The sequence below is a fragment of the Aeromonas sp. 97A genome (assembly GCF_051919185.1).
GTDB lineage: Bacteria > Pseudomonadota > Gammaproteobacteria > Enterobacterales > Aeromonadaceae > Aeromonas > Aeromonas veronii.
Window position 1 is genome coordinate 1,521,101 of the sequence record NZ_JBQBFF010000001.1, and the last position, 15,403, is coordinate 1,536,503.

Consider the following 15,403-nt stretch of genomic DNA (forward strand, 5'->3'; position numbering starts at 1 on the left):
TTGCAACCAGGCCTGATATCACATCAGAGTGTGATCGCCGACCGTTTGCTGCAAAAGCCATCATTTGCCTTCAAGCAAGGGTGGCGGTGTACTCTCGCCACGGCATTTGAGTTGCCCCAGCGAGTTGGTTCGGCAGACGGAGCCATCGGAGGCACGCAGGTTACCGAGACTATCCTCACGCCACGTCACCCGTTCGCCGGTTTTGGCATTGCTGCCACGCACATGGCCCAGTGCGTCTTTGCGGTAGGTGGTGCCATCGCTGCCCTTGAGGTTGCCCAACGGATCGGTGCGCCAGGTAATGCCGGTACCCGAGTCTTTGATGTTGCCCAGCGCATTCTCCCGATAGGTGAAGTCTGCAGCAAACACGATTTGCGGCGTTAGGCCCAGCAACAGGACGATTAATGACAACGGGCGTGTCGCTAACCAAAAGCAGGGTTGGTTACTCATCGCATATCCCCTCTGATGTGAACTCGGCTGACTATACCGGGCCAGCCGCACAGCTTCGATACTGGGGTTTTGCACATGTCGTGTTTTCAGGCGGATACAACTTTGACTCTAAAGAGTGTGAACAAGGAGCTCACTGCAATAATTTGAGCCGTGTTACTCTAGGCCAAATGGAACTTGCCTGAGGGATATCATGCCGATACAACCACCCCCTTCTACTTATCGCTGTCCAACCTGTGGCTGGCACAAGACGGTTGTCCCCAAGAGCGATGTTATGGTACGTGGCCACACCTGGTTTGAGGCCTGTCCCGAGTGCCACCATGCCCCACTGGAACAATCGTCGGCCACCATGGTGGAGCTGGCCATTGCAACGCTGAAGGGTGTCATCCGCAAGTAGCCACTGCTATCACCACATTGCTATTCCAGCCAGTTCCTCACCAACCTGATGTGTAGTGGTCTAATCATCCCGGACACCATTTTAGGTGGTACAGTCGCCACCATGACCTGAGGTGTTCAATGACAAGATTACGTCGCTCATTTACTGCCGAATTCAAACTCGAAGCCGCATCCCTGGTGCTCGACCAGGGATATTCTGTCCCCGAAGCCAGTCGTTCACTGGATATCGGTGAAACCATACTTCGCCGCTGGGTTCGGCAACTGCAATCCGAACGCAGTGGCACTACCCCAATCAGCAAAGCACTGACTCTGGAGCAGCAAAAAATTCAGGAACTGGAAGCCCGCATCAACCGGCTCGAACGTGAGAAGGACATTCTAAAAAAGGCTACTGCTCTCTTGATGACGGACGAGTTCACACGTACGCGCTGATAGACCGATTAAGGGAGCAAGCCCCCATCACTTTGGTCTGCTGCGCCTTCGATGTTCCCACCTCCTGTTTTTACGATTATCTGGCTCGCAGGCGGACGATTAACCGTGAACGTATGCAACAGCGCTCTGAGTTGCGCCGTTTGTTCAAAGCGAGCCGGAACTCAACGGGCAGCCGCGCCTTGATGTCGATGATGCGGGAGTTGGGGTATCAGATTGGTCGATTCAAAGTACGTAACCTGATGAAGGAAGCCGGTCTGGTATCCAAGCAACCGGGCGCTCATCGCTATCAGGTGGCACAGTCTGAACGACCGGACATACCCAATCTGCTGGCCCGCGAATTTGATGTCCAGCAACCCAATCAGGTGTGGTGTGGCGATATCACCTACGTCTGGGCCGGTGGTCGCTGGCATTACCTGGCAGCGGTGCTTGACCTGCACACTCGGCGGGTCGTGGGCTGGGCGATGTCTGATAAACCTGATGCAGAATTGGCAATCAAAGCCCTGGAGATGGCCTATCAGCAGCGGGGTTGCCCATCTGGTGTGCTATTTCACTCTGACCAGGGCAGCCAATATGGCAGTAGGGCATTTCGGCAACGAGTGTGGCGCTATCGCATGACCCAGAGCATGAGTCGGCGTGGCAACTGCTGGGATAACGCCCCGATGGAACGGTTGTTCAGAAGCCTGAAGTCAGAGTGGCTCCCGGCTATGGGATATATGAGCTTGCGGGAAGCAAAGCGGGATATCAGTTATTACCTGATGGATTACTACAACTGGCGGCGTCCACATCAACACAATGACGGGATACCGCCAGCAAAAGCCGAAGAACGGCCTAACCAAGTGTCCGGATTTAGTTGACCACTACAATGATCAAGCAGCAGGACAGAGAGTATGGTTGTCAAAGCTGGCTATTCATCTGATTGAGAAGGAGATCGTCGTTGAATTTTGAACAGTTGAAAACTCGTCACCGGACTCTGCGTGAACACTCTCCCAGCAACCTCAACTTGCGAGTTCATCGTGCCTTAAGCTGGCTGCAACGTGCTGAAATGGCCGAAGATGAAGATGGCCGCTTTATCTTTCTCTGGATTGCGTTCAATGCGGCTTATGCCACTGAAATCGATGACGATCGTCGCCTCTCTGAACAGGAGACCTTCAAAGGCTTTCTGGAGAAACTGTGCGATCTGGATGAGCACAAAAAGATCGAGCATCTGGTTTGGCAGGAGTTCTCTGGCAGTATCCGCATACTGCTGGATACCCCGTTTGTACTGCAAGGCTTCTGGGATTATCACAGTGGCAAAATAAGCGAAGCCCAGTGGAAGGAGCGGCTGGCACAAGGCAAGAAGATGGCAAACCAGGCCCTCGCCAGCAGCAACTCCCCACAGTTGCTGGGCGTGGTGTTTAACCGCCTCTATACCCTGCGCAACCAGCTAATCCATGGCGGTGCGACCTGGAACAGCTCGGTCAATCGCAAACAACTGAAGGATTGTGCCAACCTGCTCGGCAAACTGGTGCCGGTGATCATCGAGTTGATGATGACCCATCCTGATACCCTGTGGGGAGATGCCTGTTATCCGGTGGTTGAGCTGGATGGTTAATCAGTCGCAAGATGGCGGGCTGCGATGGCCCCGCGGCTTCAATCCGTCCGATCTGACAGATAGAAAGCCCCGGCTAACAGACCATAGACAAACCGCACCCGCTCATCCCTGCCCAGCAGCACACCGAGTAGCACTTCGCCGCTTGCTAAATCGTCACCATGCCAGAAGCACCAGAGGGCTGCCTCCACTACATCCAGCCAGCTGGCATGGCCCAGCTGATTGCGTGACTTGCGCCGCCAGCTGCCGCGCACCACGGCGCAGCTATTCGGGGATGTGGCCGCCAGTGCCCGCTGCTCCATGACGCTTACCGTTAGTCCATCCAGCTTGGCCTGGCGACTACCACGCCCTCCTCGCAGCAATTTGTCGAGTAGCAGCGCCAACAGACGAAACGCATCCTGATCTTCAAAACAAGCATCCTCCCCAAGCAAACTGGCGGTACCCGCCATCAGTTGCTCACGCCCTTGGTAGATGGGCTGTGAAGTGCGATCCAGCCGATGTTGCTCGACATGGATAGCCAATGCCGTCACCACCGCCAACGGTGAAGTCTCACCCTTAGGGTGAGATGCACCGTTAGTCAGCAAGGAGGTCAGCGCCGTGACTTGCTCCGCGGACAACAGGCAATAGAGCCCCCTGATCAAGGGCATAGCCGCCTGATCCAATAACAGAGTTGAATTCATAGCGCCTCAGTGACGATCGCGTTTGAAGTGAGTGGTTTTATGACCGACGGTGACAATCTCACCGTCTTGCAGGACCAGATAGTGGCGGCGCAGACGCTGGCAGTATTCCGCTGGCAATCCGCAACCGGCTTGCAGCATGGCCAACGCTTTGCGATCGAGATAAACCAGTTCGCGCCCCCGGTGATAAGCAGAACGCCCGATGCTCAGCAGCAGCTCCACCAGCTCGGGAGCAATGCCGCGCTGCTGCATCCGGCACGCGGCATGATGGCTGTATGCACTGTCCAGCTTCCCGTTCATGACATGCTCCTTTGGCGCTCATTTCGATGGACTCATTATATGTAGCCTGTATACTCATGCCGATACTGGTTACATAAACATGTCGCATTTTGGAGCACGTATGGCACCCAAAGAGCTCACCTGGGATCAAACCCTGCGTTTTCGTCTGCTGGAAATCGTATTGCAGTGGGAGGGACGGCTGACCACCAACCACCTGACAACCGCTTTCAATATCGGCCGTCAACAGGCGTCACGGGATATCAACCACTACCTGACACACTACTCGCCGGAAGGGCTGGTCTATGACAAAAGCCTGAAGGGATACAAACCCACAGCGCACTTTGTGCCGCGTTTTAGTGAGGGAAAAGTCGATGAGTACCTGATGCTGCTACACCGTGAAAAGCAGCACCAGCGCCAACATGAAGCGGGCCTGTTGACACTGCCGCTGATGGATCTGCGCTACGGCCACATCGAGATCCTGGATGTGCCAAACCGCCATATCGACACGAAAATCGTGCGTGGCTTGGTGCAAGCGGCGCGCGGCCAACTGCGGGTCGATGTCGATTACGTATCCCTCAGTTCAGAGGAGCAGAGTGGCCGCAATATCGTGCCTCACACTCTGGTCTATGACGGGATCCGCTGGCACGTACGCGCCTACTGCGAGAAGAAGGGGGAATATCTGGACTTTGTGATGAGTCGTTTTCGGGGCGAACCGGATCTGCTGGATGCCTCCCCTCACGGCCGGGATCAAGATCTGGAGTGGAACACCCAGGTGACTGCGGTAGTCGTTCCCAATCCCGGGCTCAGTGAAGGACAACAGGCCATCATTGCCATAGACTATGCGATGACAGGGAACCAGCTGTTGATCAGCCAACGGATCCCCTTGGTGCATTACGCACTGGAACGGATGCAAGTGAGCTATAACGGAGAACATCAACAACATCCCCTGCTCTACCCGCTGGTGCTGGCAAATCGGGAGGAGCTCATCCAGCAAGGCTGTACCTTCAAGCTCAAGAGTGCGGATTTGCAAATACTCCCACAGTAGGAACAATAGAAATATTGTGTGAAAAAAGCCCATAAAACAATGCCAGTCAGGCCTGACTGGCATTAGACACTACAATATCACTCATTTTTATTCTTGTTCATCTATGCCAGTCATTGTTGAAGGCGCAGACAGATTTCCACGTTGATCTTAACAAACTCATCCCAAGAAATTACCTCCGCCAACTTGACACGATAGTAGTCTTCCACTCGACAGACGAGGGGACGATTTGCATAGATCGTGCAATTATGGCTCTGCTCGTTGAAATAACGGCAGACACCATTACCAGCATCCAGGAAAACAGTTTGAGGGCTCTCACTCACCCTACGACAGCACTGACCACAGGCGGTGCAGGGAAATGGGGGCAATACTGGTTGCATGGCAATTCAAGCTACTTGCAGACGAGTAAGGAGATCCTGTGCAGCCAATGTGGTAGCCCGGATCGCATTATCCTGCCCGCTGGCGGCAGTGAGTGAGGTTTCCAATTTTTCACTCATCTGAGTAAATCGAGGATCAAGTTCAGCACGAACAATTGTGCGCATCTCCATATCAAACTGACTGCTGAGATTTTGAGCAATATCTTCTACTTCCCGCTCGAAGCGTTCACGTTCGCGCTGCATTTGCTCATATTGATCCTGCATTTGCTTGTTCGCGGGGTCACCTTGATAGAGATCCCACATGGACATCAGCACGGTAATGCCCGTACCGACATAGGGGATGTATTTTCCAACGACTTTAGCACCAATTTTTTCCATTGTTTTTGGCCCGATCCCCTTCATGAGTGAAGGAAACCACTCTTTAGTGAGCTTGAGAGCTGAAATGATATGCTCCGGTTTTGCCGCCCCGCTCAACGTCTTGAACCCTTGACCAATCATGTCACCATCAATACGTGAGAACACGCTCTCACGAGGCGCTCTTGATGCATCGTGTTGTTCGGTGAATGAGGGAATATCGGCTTTGCTGTTAAGATTTAGTTGTTCCCTGTCGAGCGCAGCTTCCAAAATCTCGATCTCGTCTCTGAAGCTGGAAACGAGGTAATTCAGCTCATCCTCAAGGCTGAGTACCACCTGAGAGGAAGCCTCTTGATAGATCTGTTCGATGATAGGCTGAGATTGTGAGGGATCTTGCCGAATTGCACTCTTGCTACGCTCATAAACTTGTTTGCTACTGCGGCTTATCTGGTTTGACACTTCGTGACGGCAATGATTCTGATCTTTAACTAGGCGCTTGAGTAGTTCGTCATATTTGCGCACCATGTCACTGCTGCTCGAATTAGACAACTGAGCCAGAAAATCACTCAAAAAAGTCTGTAAAGTATTGGCTAACCGTTGATTTACATCATTCAGGTCAATGCTACCAATAAAGTCGTTTAGCGCAGTTTCCAGCTCCGGACAACCACTATTATTGACAAGGCCCTGTTGACCAGAAAGTTTTCCTTTCAGTGCCCGCGCTGCATTAACTCGCATGATGGGGATATCCTGCAATACGCCGCCCATGCCTCTGTCCGCCGCCAGAACCTGTAAACGGGAGCGAGTCTGATCCTTAAGACGGATAAAATCTTCCTGCCCAAGTGGATTTTTTTCGTTGAATACCAAGAACAGTTTCTTTTTTTCCTCCAGCAGATCGATCAACTTTTTCAAGGTCTTTTCTTCTTCTGCCGCACCAGACGGATTGACCACAAAAATGATGGCATCGGCCTTCATCATCTGTACCTTGGTTACCTCCTCATGCTCAAGCGGGGCATCGACACCAGGCGTATCTAGAATGGTGTGATTGTTCCAGCGATATGCTCCCACCGTGCTAGTGAGGGGTATATCTCCAGTGGGAGCAGCCTCCTCACCAAGCAGAGCGTTGATCAAAGTACTTTTACCCGCGTTATATATGCCATATACCATGACGCAAATCCCGGGAGTCTGCAGCTTGTCTTCAAACTGAGTGATAACAGTCTCAAATTCCTTCTGCATAACTGGGTAATCGGCAATCAATTGACTAGTCAGTTTATAGGTATCGTAAAGCTGACTGGATGTAATCTGCATAATGAAACCTCACTAATAGCGTTCACATTGACATAAATACTATTTCTGAATTTTTTGTTGTGCTGTCTGTTTGAGTTCCTCGAAACCCAGCTGGGTACGAGTGACCTCTTGGGTCAGTATCCGAGCAGTTTGCAGTGCAGCATCGAGATGACGCGTTAACGAAAAGTCAGCGTGCTGACGAACAGTTGCCTCAATAGCCTGAGCATAGGCGGTATGTGTCTGTGCAAGGAGCTGTTCAAGGTTATCTCCGGTGATCACTTCAACCTCACGCATGCTGACCTCGGCACCTCGGCCAGCAACACCACCAAGGCTCCCACCTACAGTGGCCCCAATGGCAGCCCCTGCGGGGCCACCAGCAACGAAGCCCAAACCAGCACCAATCAAAGTCCCAACTCCACTAGTAAGACCACGATTCCCCTTTCGCACTCCCCCTGGGATCTGCTCCATTGCCTTGTCGAGGTTGAAATCGGGCAGCTTCAGTGCAGCTGCGTGCCAGGTCTTACTGACGGCATCTTTAAAATCCTCTGTTATCTGAGCGAAGACGTTACTTAGCGCCTGCCCGATCACACCTTGCAACAAACTGTCCCAGTTACGATGAGCTTTACGCAGCGCCACATTCATCAGATATTCTTCGTTGCGCCGCCCAGCAAGCTCATCAAAATCGATATCGATCGTACGGCGCATCGTGGCCTGTGCAACGCGAATTTCCCGCGTTACAGCCTTAGGTACATCTGCCTGTAACCTGCTAATTGTCGTCTCGAGATCAGCGATCAAATCCTTATAGGGTGATAACTCCATCTGGCACCCCTGCATAAAATTATAAAAATTTTGCATGGGCACATTTTTTTTCAACCGTAGCCCTTTATCTTGCGAGATGCGATGCAATGTGGAGAAAAGTTGCCCCATACCACTATCAGCCAGTTTTTCAAAATCATTGGCATGCTCCTGCGCATACCGAGCCGAAATAGAAAGCAGATGATTGCTGTTGATAAAACCTAGTTCGCGGGAAATAACATCACGCTGATCCTGTCGACGCTCAGCGCTCTTCATCTGCACCGTGACCTTGATCTCTTCAAGCTCATCATCCCAATCCTCATCATTGAGGTCACTGCCAGTGACCAGGATCAGCATCTCTTTACCCTGGGTATTAAGGCTGCGAATTTCATTAAGATCGCTGGCTCGGCCCGGTGCATCGGAGCGCATGGTATAGAGAATAAGGTCGGCGTGTTCCACATAATCTTGGGCGAGACGACCATTCTGTTCGTTCACCGAGTGCAGGCCAGGTGAATCGACCCAGGTCAGGCCAGGCAAACGAAAACCTTGTATCGAGCTGGTTGCTTCGGTGGCGCCGACGCGAAACTCCCGACGATTCAAAGCCTCATCTTGGCTATCGCCGTTTGAGGCACAGGTATTTTCATGGGTGAAATAACTTGGATGGCTATCTGTGGGTAGCGCCTCTTTAACCCTCTGGTCGGGGTCAGTATGACCCCAAGCCATGTAATTACCTAATGAGCTTTTACCTGACTTCACCTTGCCATAGATAAACACCAGTAGAGAGTCGTTAAACCCCTTACGAAACTTGATGCCCTTATCACGCTTGCTGATCTCATTATTCCAAGCGGTGTCGGTAGCTGCGACTGCCGAGAGAAATCCCTTAAGCTGGGTGCTCAATGGATTATCATTTGGCAAATTTTTTTGGGCGGTAGTAAGGTGTGTCTCCATATGACGGTGAAACTGTTGACGTAGATCCGTGAATTGTTGATCGAGCTCACGCGCTTCAGCCAACGACGTCTCGAATTGCCCCTGGAGAGCATGAAACGATGCAATCAGGTTTTCGCGTAACATAACCTCAGACATCTAACTCCCCTCTCAACGCTTGCACAGTTGATCGCGTTTTTTTTCTAGCCGTTGACGTACACTTTTCAATTTACCTAAAACCTCTTCTGCATTATTAATCTGACTATGAGCATCATAGATGGCAGGATCGGGTTGCAATTCAACCTGATACAAGGTTTCAAAACGGGTTAGACTGTCTTTGGTTACTTTATCCATAAAATCTAGTTTGTAAGCAGTGATAAAGGGTGTTCTTATTTGGCGAGCCCCCTTGAGCAAGTCGGCGCAAAATGCAGGTACTTTGGTATATTTCACCTCAACCAAACCATCCAGCAGTTGTTTAAAATCACCTGTTTGCTCTTCACCTTGCTCTACATATTTTCTGAGCGTCGCTTGTTTCCGCTCTTCGAGAGCTTTAGCCTGCCGCGCCTGTTCGGCCCGTTCTTCTGCTTCACGCTCACGCCTTCTCTCTTGGCGCGCTTCCCATTCACGCTCTTCCTCTTCCTCTTTGAGCTTTTTTGCCGCATATGAAACGGCACCGACTACTGCTGCACCGATTAACCAAGGTAGTGCCATATTTTTATCTCCTTAATTGTTAATTAATTGAACGGTAGTAGTTTCGAGTATTTTCTAATGCCACATCAAGGGTGGTTAACGCATTGTTAAATGCATCAAATTCTTTCGCCAATGTTTTTTTGGTCGCAACTATAGTTTGTCGGAATGCCAACTCACATTGCTCTATTTCGGTGATGATGTCATCTAAAGCTTGACGCTGGCGACTAACCTTCACCGCCGAATAATCACCCCTGATACTATTTAGATGTACTTTCAAATCATCTATATGGCTAGCACGAACCAAATTATCTTCTTTTTTCTGCACCCCTTTATGGAAACGAGTTCCGGATATTTTGAAAAAATCAGGCTGAAAACCAAGATCTTGTTGGCACTGTTCCAATATACGTTTTTCAATAGTATTGATCTTTTCTCTATCCTCACAGTCTATTTTGCTGAGAATAATGATGATATTCTGTTCGGCATACTCACCAAAGGACTCTTTTAGAGCGCGTAAAAAATCCATCTCTATTTTCTCCAGCTCACCCTGTGGCTGATGAACAAACAAGACAATATCAGCCTTGGCAGCACCTTGTTGTGCCACAAAATCATCTTCTTGGTTCGCATCCAGCCCTGGAGTATCAAGAAAAATATATTGTTCGGTCTCAAACTGTTTGAGCTCTGCAGTTTCACGCACATCACGAGTTCGGAAGCACTCAGTCTGAATATGGTCAGTAAGCATATTAAGCAAGTAACTCTTACCCGCATTCATCAATCCCCAAGCAGCAATTGTTGGCTTACTTCCACCGAGCTCTTGTTGCAACAGATTGTTTGCTCTACTAAACAACACCTGCAGTTGTTCTTCTTTCATATTTAAACCCCAATTTATTAAGACCTAGCCTTATGAAAAAAATATTATTTCCCTAGTAACTTACACCCATATCAAGAACTATTTCAGCATTCATGTATTTCATATACATCTGTTGTGCCGCTCCCCATCAAAAGGATAGAAAGCCCTACATTCCAAACCAGTACTCATGGCTGGTTTCGAGTGGAATAATACTACACCAAAAGGCTCCTTTCGGAATCAGTGTATAAAACCACATGTCACATTTTCAGGCAGAAGTCAGCGCAAACCAGACGATCGCCCACTACAGGCTCCGGATCTGGAGTAAAATACCTAAGTAACTGCGGTAGTCGTTCCCAATCCAAACCTTAGTCAAGGGCAGCAAGCCATCATCGTCAGCGACTATGCAATGACCGGGAACCAACTATTGATCAGCCAACGGATCCCCTTGGTGCATTACGCATTAGAAAGGATGCAGGTGAGCTATAACGGCGAACACCAACAATAACCCCTGCTCTACCCGCTGGTGCTGGCAAATCGGGAGGAGCTCATCCAGCAAGGCTGTACCTTCAAGCTCAAGAGTGCAGACCTACAAATGCGACCAAGTTAACCCTGGCGCCATGATGTCCGGCTTCTCCGCACATCCGGCAAAGAGAGATAGAAATAAGAAAGGCTCCCGACATGGCGGGAGCCTTGACTGTAATAAATCGTTTAATCGGAATTCGTGTTTTGGGGACGCCCGTAATTATTCTCGGCAACACTTGTAGTGGTCTAATCATCCCGGACACCATTTTAGGTGGTACAGTCGCCACCATGACCTGAGGTGTTCAATGACAAGATTACGTCGCTCATTTACTGCCGAATTCAAACTCGAAGCCGCATCCCTGGTGCTCGACCAGGGATATTCTGTCCCCGAAGCCAGTCGTTCACTGGATATCGGTGAAACCATACTTCGCCGCTGGGTTCGGCAACTGCAATCCGAACGCAGTGGCACTACCCCAATCAGCAAAGCACTGACTCTGGAGCAGCAAAAAATTCAGGAACTGGAAGCCCGCATCAACCGGCTCGAACGTGAGAAGGACATTCTAAAAAAGGCTACTGCTCTCTTGATGACGGACGAGTTCACACGTACGCGCTGATAGACCGATTAAGGGAGCAAGCCCCCATCACTTTGGTCTGCTGCGCCTTCGATGTTCCCACCTCCTGTTTTTACGATTATCTGGCTCGCAGGCGGACGATTAACCGTGAACGTATGCAACAGCGCTCTGAGTTGCGCCGTTTGTTCAAAGCGAGCCGGAACTCAACGGGCAGCCGCGCCTTGATGTCGATGATGCGGGAGTTGGGGTATCAGATTGGTCGATTCAAAGTACGTAACCTGATGAAGGAAGCCGGTCTGGTATCCAAGCAACCGGGCGCTCATCGCTATCAGGTGGCACAGTCTGAACGACCGGACATACCCAATCTGCTGGCCCGCGAATTTGATGTCCAGCAACCCAATCAGGTGTGGTGTGGCGATATCACCTACGTCTGGGCCGGTGGTCGCTGGCATTACCTGGCAGCGGTGCTTGACCTGCACACTCGGCGGGTCGTGGGCTGGGCGATGTCTGATAAACCTGATGCAGAATTGGCAATCAAAGCCCTGGAGATGGCCTATCAGCAGCGGGGTTGCCCATCTGGTGTGCTATTTCACTCTGACCAGGGCAGCCAATATGGCAGTAGGGCATTTCGGCAACGAGTGTGGCGCTATCGCATGACCCAGAGCATGAGTCGGCGTGGCAACTGCTGGGATAACGCCCCGATGGAACGGTTGTTCAGAAGCCTGAAGTCAGAGTGGCTCCCGGCAAGGGGATATATGAGCCTGCGGGAAGCAAAGCGGGATATCAGTTATTACCTGATGGATCACTACAACTGGCGACGTCCACATCAATACAATGACGGGATACCGCCAGCAAAAGCCGAGGATCGGCCTAACCAAGTGTCCGGATTTAGTTGACCACTACAGTCATGACCATAAGCCATATTGTTCCATAGCCATTTTTATTGCTTTTATAATACACAAAAACAATTATTGAATTGATTTTCTCAGTATGAAAATGACGACTTGTTTTTCTATATCATAAAAGCAAACCGTCTAAAAATATGGTAAATTGACACATATACCAATCATGTTTAACCTCCTAAAAAAAATAGGAGGATATATGAACAACAATGAACCAGCACTAATAAGGACAAAAACACTATTAAAAAAACTTGGCATATCCAGAACGACGCTGTACAGATGGATTAAAGAAGACAAATTCCCACCACCTATCAATAAGAGCTTTTATTCTGTCGCAGCGATAAATAGCTGGATATCAAGGGAAAAGCACTCATCTTAGATGATGAGTCACACCATCTTATGGTTCAGTTATATTTAAATATCCTGCAAGGATTTTATTGCTTCCATTAATTTTGTATCCCATAACTCATATGCCTCACGTTGCTCATCAATCCAATCATGGAGATTGTAAATAGCCATGACACCCGCCATCATGTGGCCAAGAATTTTTTCGGTTACCTGTGGTAGAACTCGTTCCTCCGATAAACGCGTACTCAACGTTCGACGCATGTCATGCATACGCCAATACGGCAGGTCCAGTTTATCTCGCACACGCTCTGCTAACTGGATCAGGGACGCACTGCTCAACGATCTTTTCGGATTCACTGGCGAACGACATACTGGCCCTCCCTTTAGCCGAGATCTCGCTGCCGCTTCTTGCAGCAGCATCATCACCCTGCTGGGAATAGGCCGACGTATTGGCGCCCCACATTTGGCGCGAGCAGCGGGAACCGTCCAAATTTGCTCCTCCATATTGAACTCACTCCACTGTGCACCCAATGCCTCACCGCAGCGACAGCCAAGCAGGATCACCAATTTGGCTGCCAATTTTAATCCGCGGCTGGCCCTGCTCTGTTCAAATGCAATCCAAATCTGAGCGAGTTCACGCATGGTCAACACACGAGTGCCTCTCTCAGGTTGAGAGCCCACATCTTCGGTGCGTAATTGCAGCACCGGGGGATTACGCCGAATACAAAAACTAAGAATGGATTTTAACCTGCGCAATAAATGCCCTGCGTTTTTCGGCTTTTTCTTGCCAATCTTATCAAACCACTCCAGCCAGCTCGAAAACGGGATCTGTTCAACCGGAATACCAATAAACAGAGGTTCGAAATAGCGCTGCATGGTATGCTCATAGAGCATGACCGTACGAGGCCGCAGCTTGGGCAGATGGTGTTCACGAAAATGCTCGCAGCACTGTTTAAGTGTGACATCATGCTTCTGGTGGAGCTTATCCCAGAAAACTCTGGGATGTTCATTACGCTCAAGTGCACCACGGATTGCAGGGATCAACGCCCTGGCATCTGCGAGTTTAAGGTCGGGATAGCGTCCAATTTTGAGTCTCGCCGCTTTTCCTTGCCAGCGATAGCGATATTGCCACGAGATGGTGCCTCGCTCGGTGACCCGAGCTGACAATCCATCACGGTCTGACAATTCCGTCTTGCCAAAGTAGGGCTTACCATAGAGGGCCCGTAGCTTCGTATCAGTAAGTGACATATGACTCTCCTGTGACTGGTCATCTGATTTTTCACTGACACATTAACGCGTCCTAACGTGTACACAGATATGTACCAAACTGGTCTGAAACGGACTGAATCAAGGTCGGACAAAGTGAGACAATCTGAGATAACACTCCGTATAACGACTTGTTTTTCAAGCATATAGACACAATTCAGAACCACGAAATGAACCAGCAGACAAATCCTACCTTCTATTTCCACGACTACGAGACCTTCGGCATCAGCCCCGCCAAGGACAGGCCGTCGCAGTTTGCCGGTATTCGTACCGATGCGGATTTCAACATCATTGGCGAGCCGCTGGTGATTTATTGCAAGCCGCCGGCGGACTATCTGCCGGATCCTGAGGCGTGCCTGATTACCGGTATCACGCCGCAAAAGGCGATGAAGGATGGGCTGTGCGAGGCGGATTTCATTCGCCAGATCCACGAGCAGTTCGCCACGCCGAATACCTGTGTGCTTGGCTACAACAGCATCCGCTTCGATGATGAAGTGACCCGTTACACCCTCTATCGCAACTTCTATGACCCCTATGCCTACGCTTGGCAGAACGGCAACTCCCGATGGGATATTCTCGACATGCTGCGGGCCTGCTATGCCCTGCGCCCGGAGGGGATCGAGTGGGCCTTTGATGATGAAGGCAAACCGAGCTTCCGGCTGGAGAAGCTGACAGTCGCCAACGGCGTTACTCACGCCAATGCCCACGATGCGCTCTCCGACGTGCTGGCCACCATCGAGATGGCCAAGCTGGTGAAAAAAGCCCAACCCAAGCTGTTTGGTTACCTCTTTGACCTTCGCAACAAGAACAAGGTGAAGGCGCTGATTGACGTGGTGACCATGAAGCCGCTGGTGCATGTCTCCGGCATGTTCTCCCCCTGGCAGGGTTGTGCAAGCTGGGTCTCGCCACTTGCCTGGCACCCCACCAACCAGAACGCGGTGATCATGGTGGATCTGACCCGTGACCCCACCCCGCTCATTGAACTCTCCAGCGAGGAGATCCGCGAGCGCCTCTATACCAAAAAAGAGGAGCTGGGGGATCTGGCGGGCATTCCGGTGAAACTGGTGCACATCAACAAGTGCCCGGTGCTGGCGCCGGCCGCCACCCTGACGGCGGAGCGCGCCGACGAGCTCGGCATCAATCGGGAGCAGTGCCGCAAGAGCCTGGATCTGCTGCGCGCCCACCCCGAGGTACGGGAAAAACTGGTGGAAGTATTCAATCAGGAGTTCGCCGGCAGTAATGACAGCGACCCCGATACCCAGCTCTACGCCGGATTCTTTGGCCATGGCGACAAGTCCACCATGGATCTGGTGCGCGCCACCCCCGCGGATCTGCTAGGTGAACGGGAGTTCGCCTTTACCGACGCCCGGCTGCCGGAGATGCTGTTCCGCTATCGCGCCCGCAACTGGCAGCACACCTTGAGCGAAGCGGAGCAGAAACGCTGGCGCCTGCACTGCAGCGACTACTTCAGCCGCCGTCTGCCGGACTACGTGCCCCATCTCGAGGCGCTGGCCGAGCAGAACCAGAGTAACGAACGGAACTTTGCGATTCTAAAGAGTCTCTACCACTATCTGGAAGATTTATGAGTTGTGAGTAGTTTCACAATAAATCCTTCCCGCCCATCCCCTTCTTCAGGTCATAATGACGAAGGGGATTTCCCCAAAAAC

General features: G+C 50.9%; 16 protein-coding genes. 7 read left to right on the forward strand and 9 right to left on the reverse strand.

Translation table 11 applies throughout. From position 1 onward, the window contains the following. Positions 1-60 precede the first annotated feature (60 nt). The gene (locus tag ACTG27_RS06785) at positions 61-408 is read right to left on the reverse strand and encodes a hypothetical protein (RefSeq protein ID WP_439979366.1); all 348 of its coding nucleotides are present in this window, start codon (positions 406-408) and stop codon (positions 61-63) included. Positions 409-718: 310 nt separating this feature from the next. On the opposite strand from ACTG27_RS06785, the gene ACTG27_RS06790 reads away from it, so the two are divergent. The 3 genes from ACTG27_RS06790 to ACTG27_RS06800 all read left to right on the forward strand — a co-directional run bounded on the left by ACTG27_RS06790 (position 719) and on the right by ACTG27_RS06800 (position 2,860). Beyond that, positions 719-841, forward strand: coding sequence for a hypothetical protein (locus ACTG27_RS06790; protein WP_257621997.1), 123 nt, complete (start codon positions 719-721; stop codon positions 839-841). A 119-nt stretch (positions 842-960) separates the two neighbouring features. Further along, positions 961-2,123 (forward strand): IS3 family transposase gene (locus ACTG27_RS06795; RefSeq protein ID WP_439978977.1). Its coding sequence is split into 2 segments (ribosomal slippage): positions 961-1,216 and positions 1,216-2,123, totalling 1,164 coding nucleotides; the frame shifts between segments, so codons are not numbered across the junction. Positions 2,124-2,203: 80 nt separating this feature from the next. Next, entirely contained in the window at positions 2,204-2,860 is a 657-nt protein-coding gene (locus ACTG27_RS06800; protein ID WP_439979367.1) for a hypothetical protein, read from the forward strand. A gap of 38 nt (positions 2,861-2,898) precedes the next feature. Here ACTG27_RS06800 and ACTG27_RS06805 read toward each other — a convergent pair whose 3' ends face one another. Then, entirely contained in the window at positions 2,899-3,537 is a 639-nt protein-coding gene (locus ACTG27_RS06805; protein ID WP_439979368.1) for an ADP-ribosylglycohydrolase, read from the reverse strand. A gap of 6 nt (positions 3,538-3,543) precedes the next feature. Further along, the gene (locus ACTG27_RS06810) at positions 3,544-3,834 is read right to left on the reverse strand and encodes a DUF4258 domain-containing protein (protein ID WP_439979369.1); all 291 of its coding nucleotides are present in this window, start codon (positions 3,832-3,834) and stop codon (positions 3,544-3,546) included. Between the two features lie 100 nt (positions 3,835-3,934). On the opposite strand from ACTG27_RS06810, the gene ACTG27_RS06815 reads away from it, so the two are divergent. After that, positions 3,935-4,858, forward strand: coding sequence for a WYL domain-containing protein (locus ACTG27_RS06815; RefSeq protein WP_439979370.1), 924 nt, complete (start codon positions 3,935-3,937; stop codon positions 4,856-4,858). A gap of 110 nt (positions 4,859-4,968) precedes the next feature. Here ACTG27_RS06815 and ACTG27_RS06820 read toward each other — a convergent pair whose 3' ends face one another. From ACTG27_RS06820 to ACTG27_RS06840, 5 genes are read right to left on the reverse strand one after another with little or no spacing between them, the layout of a single operon-like run. Beyond that, entirely contained in the window at positions 4,969-5,235 is a 267-nt protein-coding gene (locus ACTG27_RS06820) for a YkgJ family cysteine cluster protein (protein WP_439979371.1), read from the reverse strand. 6 nt (positions 5,236-5,241) lie between these two features. After that, positions 5,242-6,891 carry a GTPase gene (locus ACTG27_RS06825; RefSeq protein WP_439979372.1) on the reverse strand — a complete coding sequence of 550 codons (1,650 nt, stop codon included), beginning with the start codon at positions 6,889-6,891 and terminating at the stop codon, positions 5,242-5,244. A 39-nt stretch (positions 6,892-6,930) separates the two neighbouring features. Beyond that, positions 6,931-8,748, reverse strand: a complete 1,818-nt coding sequence (locus tag ACTG27_RS06830; protein ID WP_439979373.1) for a dynamin family protein — start codon at positions 8,746-8,748, stop codon at positions 6,931-6,933. A 12-nt stretch (positions 8,749-8,760) separates the two neighbouring features. After that, a complete protein-coding gene (locus ACTG27_RS06835; RefSeq protein WP_439979374.1) occupies positions 8,761-9,300 on the reverse strand; it encodes a hypothetical protein in 540 nt (179 codons plus the stop codon). A gap of 19 nt (positions 9,301-9,319) precedes the next feature. Next, positions 9,320-10,147, reverse strand: a complete 828-nt coding sequence (locus ACTG27_RS06840) for a GTPase (protein WP_275919077.1) — start codon at positions 10,145-10,147, stop codon at positions 9,320-9,322. Positions 10,148-10,953: 806 nt separating this feature from the next. On the opposite strand from ACTG27_RS06840, the gene ACTG27_RS06845 reads away from it, so the two are divergent. After that, a protein-coding gene (locus ACTG27_RS06845) for an IS3 family transposase (RefSeq protein WP_439979375.1) occupies positions 10,954-12,116 on the forward strand; the annotation gives its coding sequence in 2 pieces (ribosomal slippage) (positions 10,954-11,209 and positions 11,209-12,116; 1,164 coding nt in all). A 205-nt stretch (positions 12,117-12,321) separates the two neighbouring features. Further along, a complete protein-coding gene (locus ACTG27_RS06850; protein WP_439979376.1) occupies positions 12,322-12,501 on the forward strand; it encodes a helix-turn-helix transcriptional regulator in 180 nt (59 codons plus the stop codon). A gap of 35 nt (positions 12,502-12,536) precedes the next feature. On the opposite strand, the gene ACTG27_RS06855 is transcribed toward ACTG27_RS06850, so the two are convergent. Further along, the gene (locus ACTG27_RS06855) at positions 12,537-13,718 is read right to left on the reverse strand and encodes a tyrosine-type recombinase/integrase (protein ID WP_439979377.1); all 1,182 of its coding nucleotides are present in this window, start codon (positions 13,716-13,718) and stop codon (positions 12,537-12,539) included. Between the two features lie 188 nt (positions 13,719-13,906). Between ACTG27_RS06855 and sbcB the strand changes: the two genes are divergently transcribed. Further along, a complete protein-coding gene (gene sbcB / locus ACTG27_RS06860) occupies positions 13,907-15,322 on the forward strand; it encodes an exodeoxyribonuclease I (RefSeq protein WP_439979378.1) in 1,416 nt (471 codons plus the stop codon). Positions 15,323-15,403: the final 81 nt, after the last annotated feature.

Bases quoted from the DNA above. Each gene is read 5' to 3' on its own strand.
- ACTG27_RS06840 (WP_275919077.1), bottom strand. From the start codon at position 10,147: ATGAAAGAAGAACAACTGCAGGTGTTGTTTAGTAGAGCAAACAATCTG.
- ACTG27_RS06855 (WP_439979377.1), bottom strand. From the start codon at position 13,718: ATGTCACTTACTGATACGAAGCTACGGGCCCTCTATGGTAAGCCCTAC.
- ACTG27_RS06810 (WP_439979369.1), bottom strand. From the start codon at position 3,834: ATGAACGGGAAGCTGGACAGTGCATACAGCCATCATGCCGCGTGCCGG.
- ACTG27_RS06815 (WP_439979370.1), top strand. From the start codon at position 3,935: ATGGCACCCAAAGAGCTCACCTGGGATCAAACCCTGCGTTTTCGTCTG.
- sbcB (WP_439979378.1), top strand. From the start codon at position 13,907: ATGAACCAGCAGACAAATCCTACCTTCTATTTCCACGACTACGAGACC.
- ACTG27_RS06790 (WP_257621997.1), top strand. From the start codon at position 719: ATGGTACGTGGCCACACCTGGTTTGAGGCCTGTCCCGAGTGCCACCAT.
- ACTG27_RS06805 (WP_439979368.1), bottom strand. From the start codon at position 3,537: ATGAATTCAACTCTGTTATTGGATCAGGCGGCTATGCCCTTGATCAGG.
- ACTG27_RS06830 (WP_439979373.1), bottom strand. From the start codon at position 8,748: ATGTCTGAGGTTATGTTACGCGAAAACCTGATTGCATCGTTTCATGCT.
- ACTG27_RS06850 (WP_439979376.1), top strand. From the start codon at position 12,322: ATGAACAACAATGAACCAGCACTAATAAGGACAAAAACACTATTAAAA.
- ACTG27_RS06835 (WP_439979374.1), bottom strand. From the start codon at position 9,300: ATGGCACTACCTTGGTTAATCGGTGCAGCAGTAGTCGGTGCCGTTTCA.
- ACTG27_RS06820 (WP_439979371.1), bottom strand. From the start codon at position 5,235: ATGCAACCAGTATTGCCCCCATTTCCCTGCACCGCCTGTGGTCAGTGC.
- ACTG27_RS06825 (WP_439979372.1), bottom strand. From the start codon at position 6,891: ATGCAGATTACATCCAGTCAGCTTTACGATACCTATAAACTGACTAGT.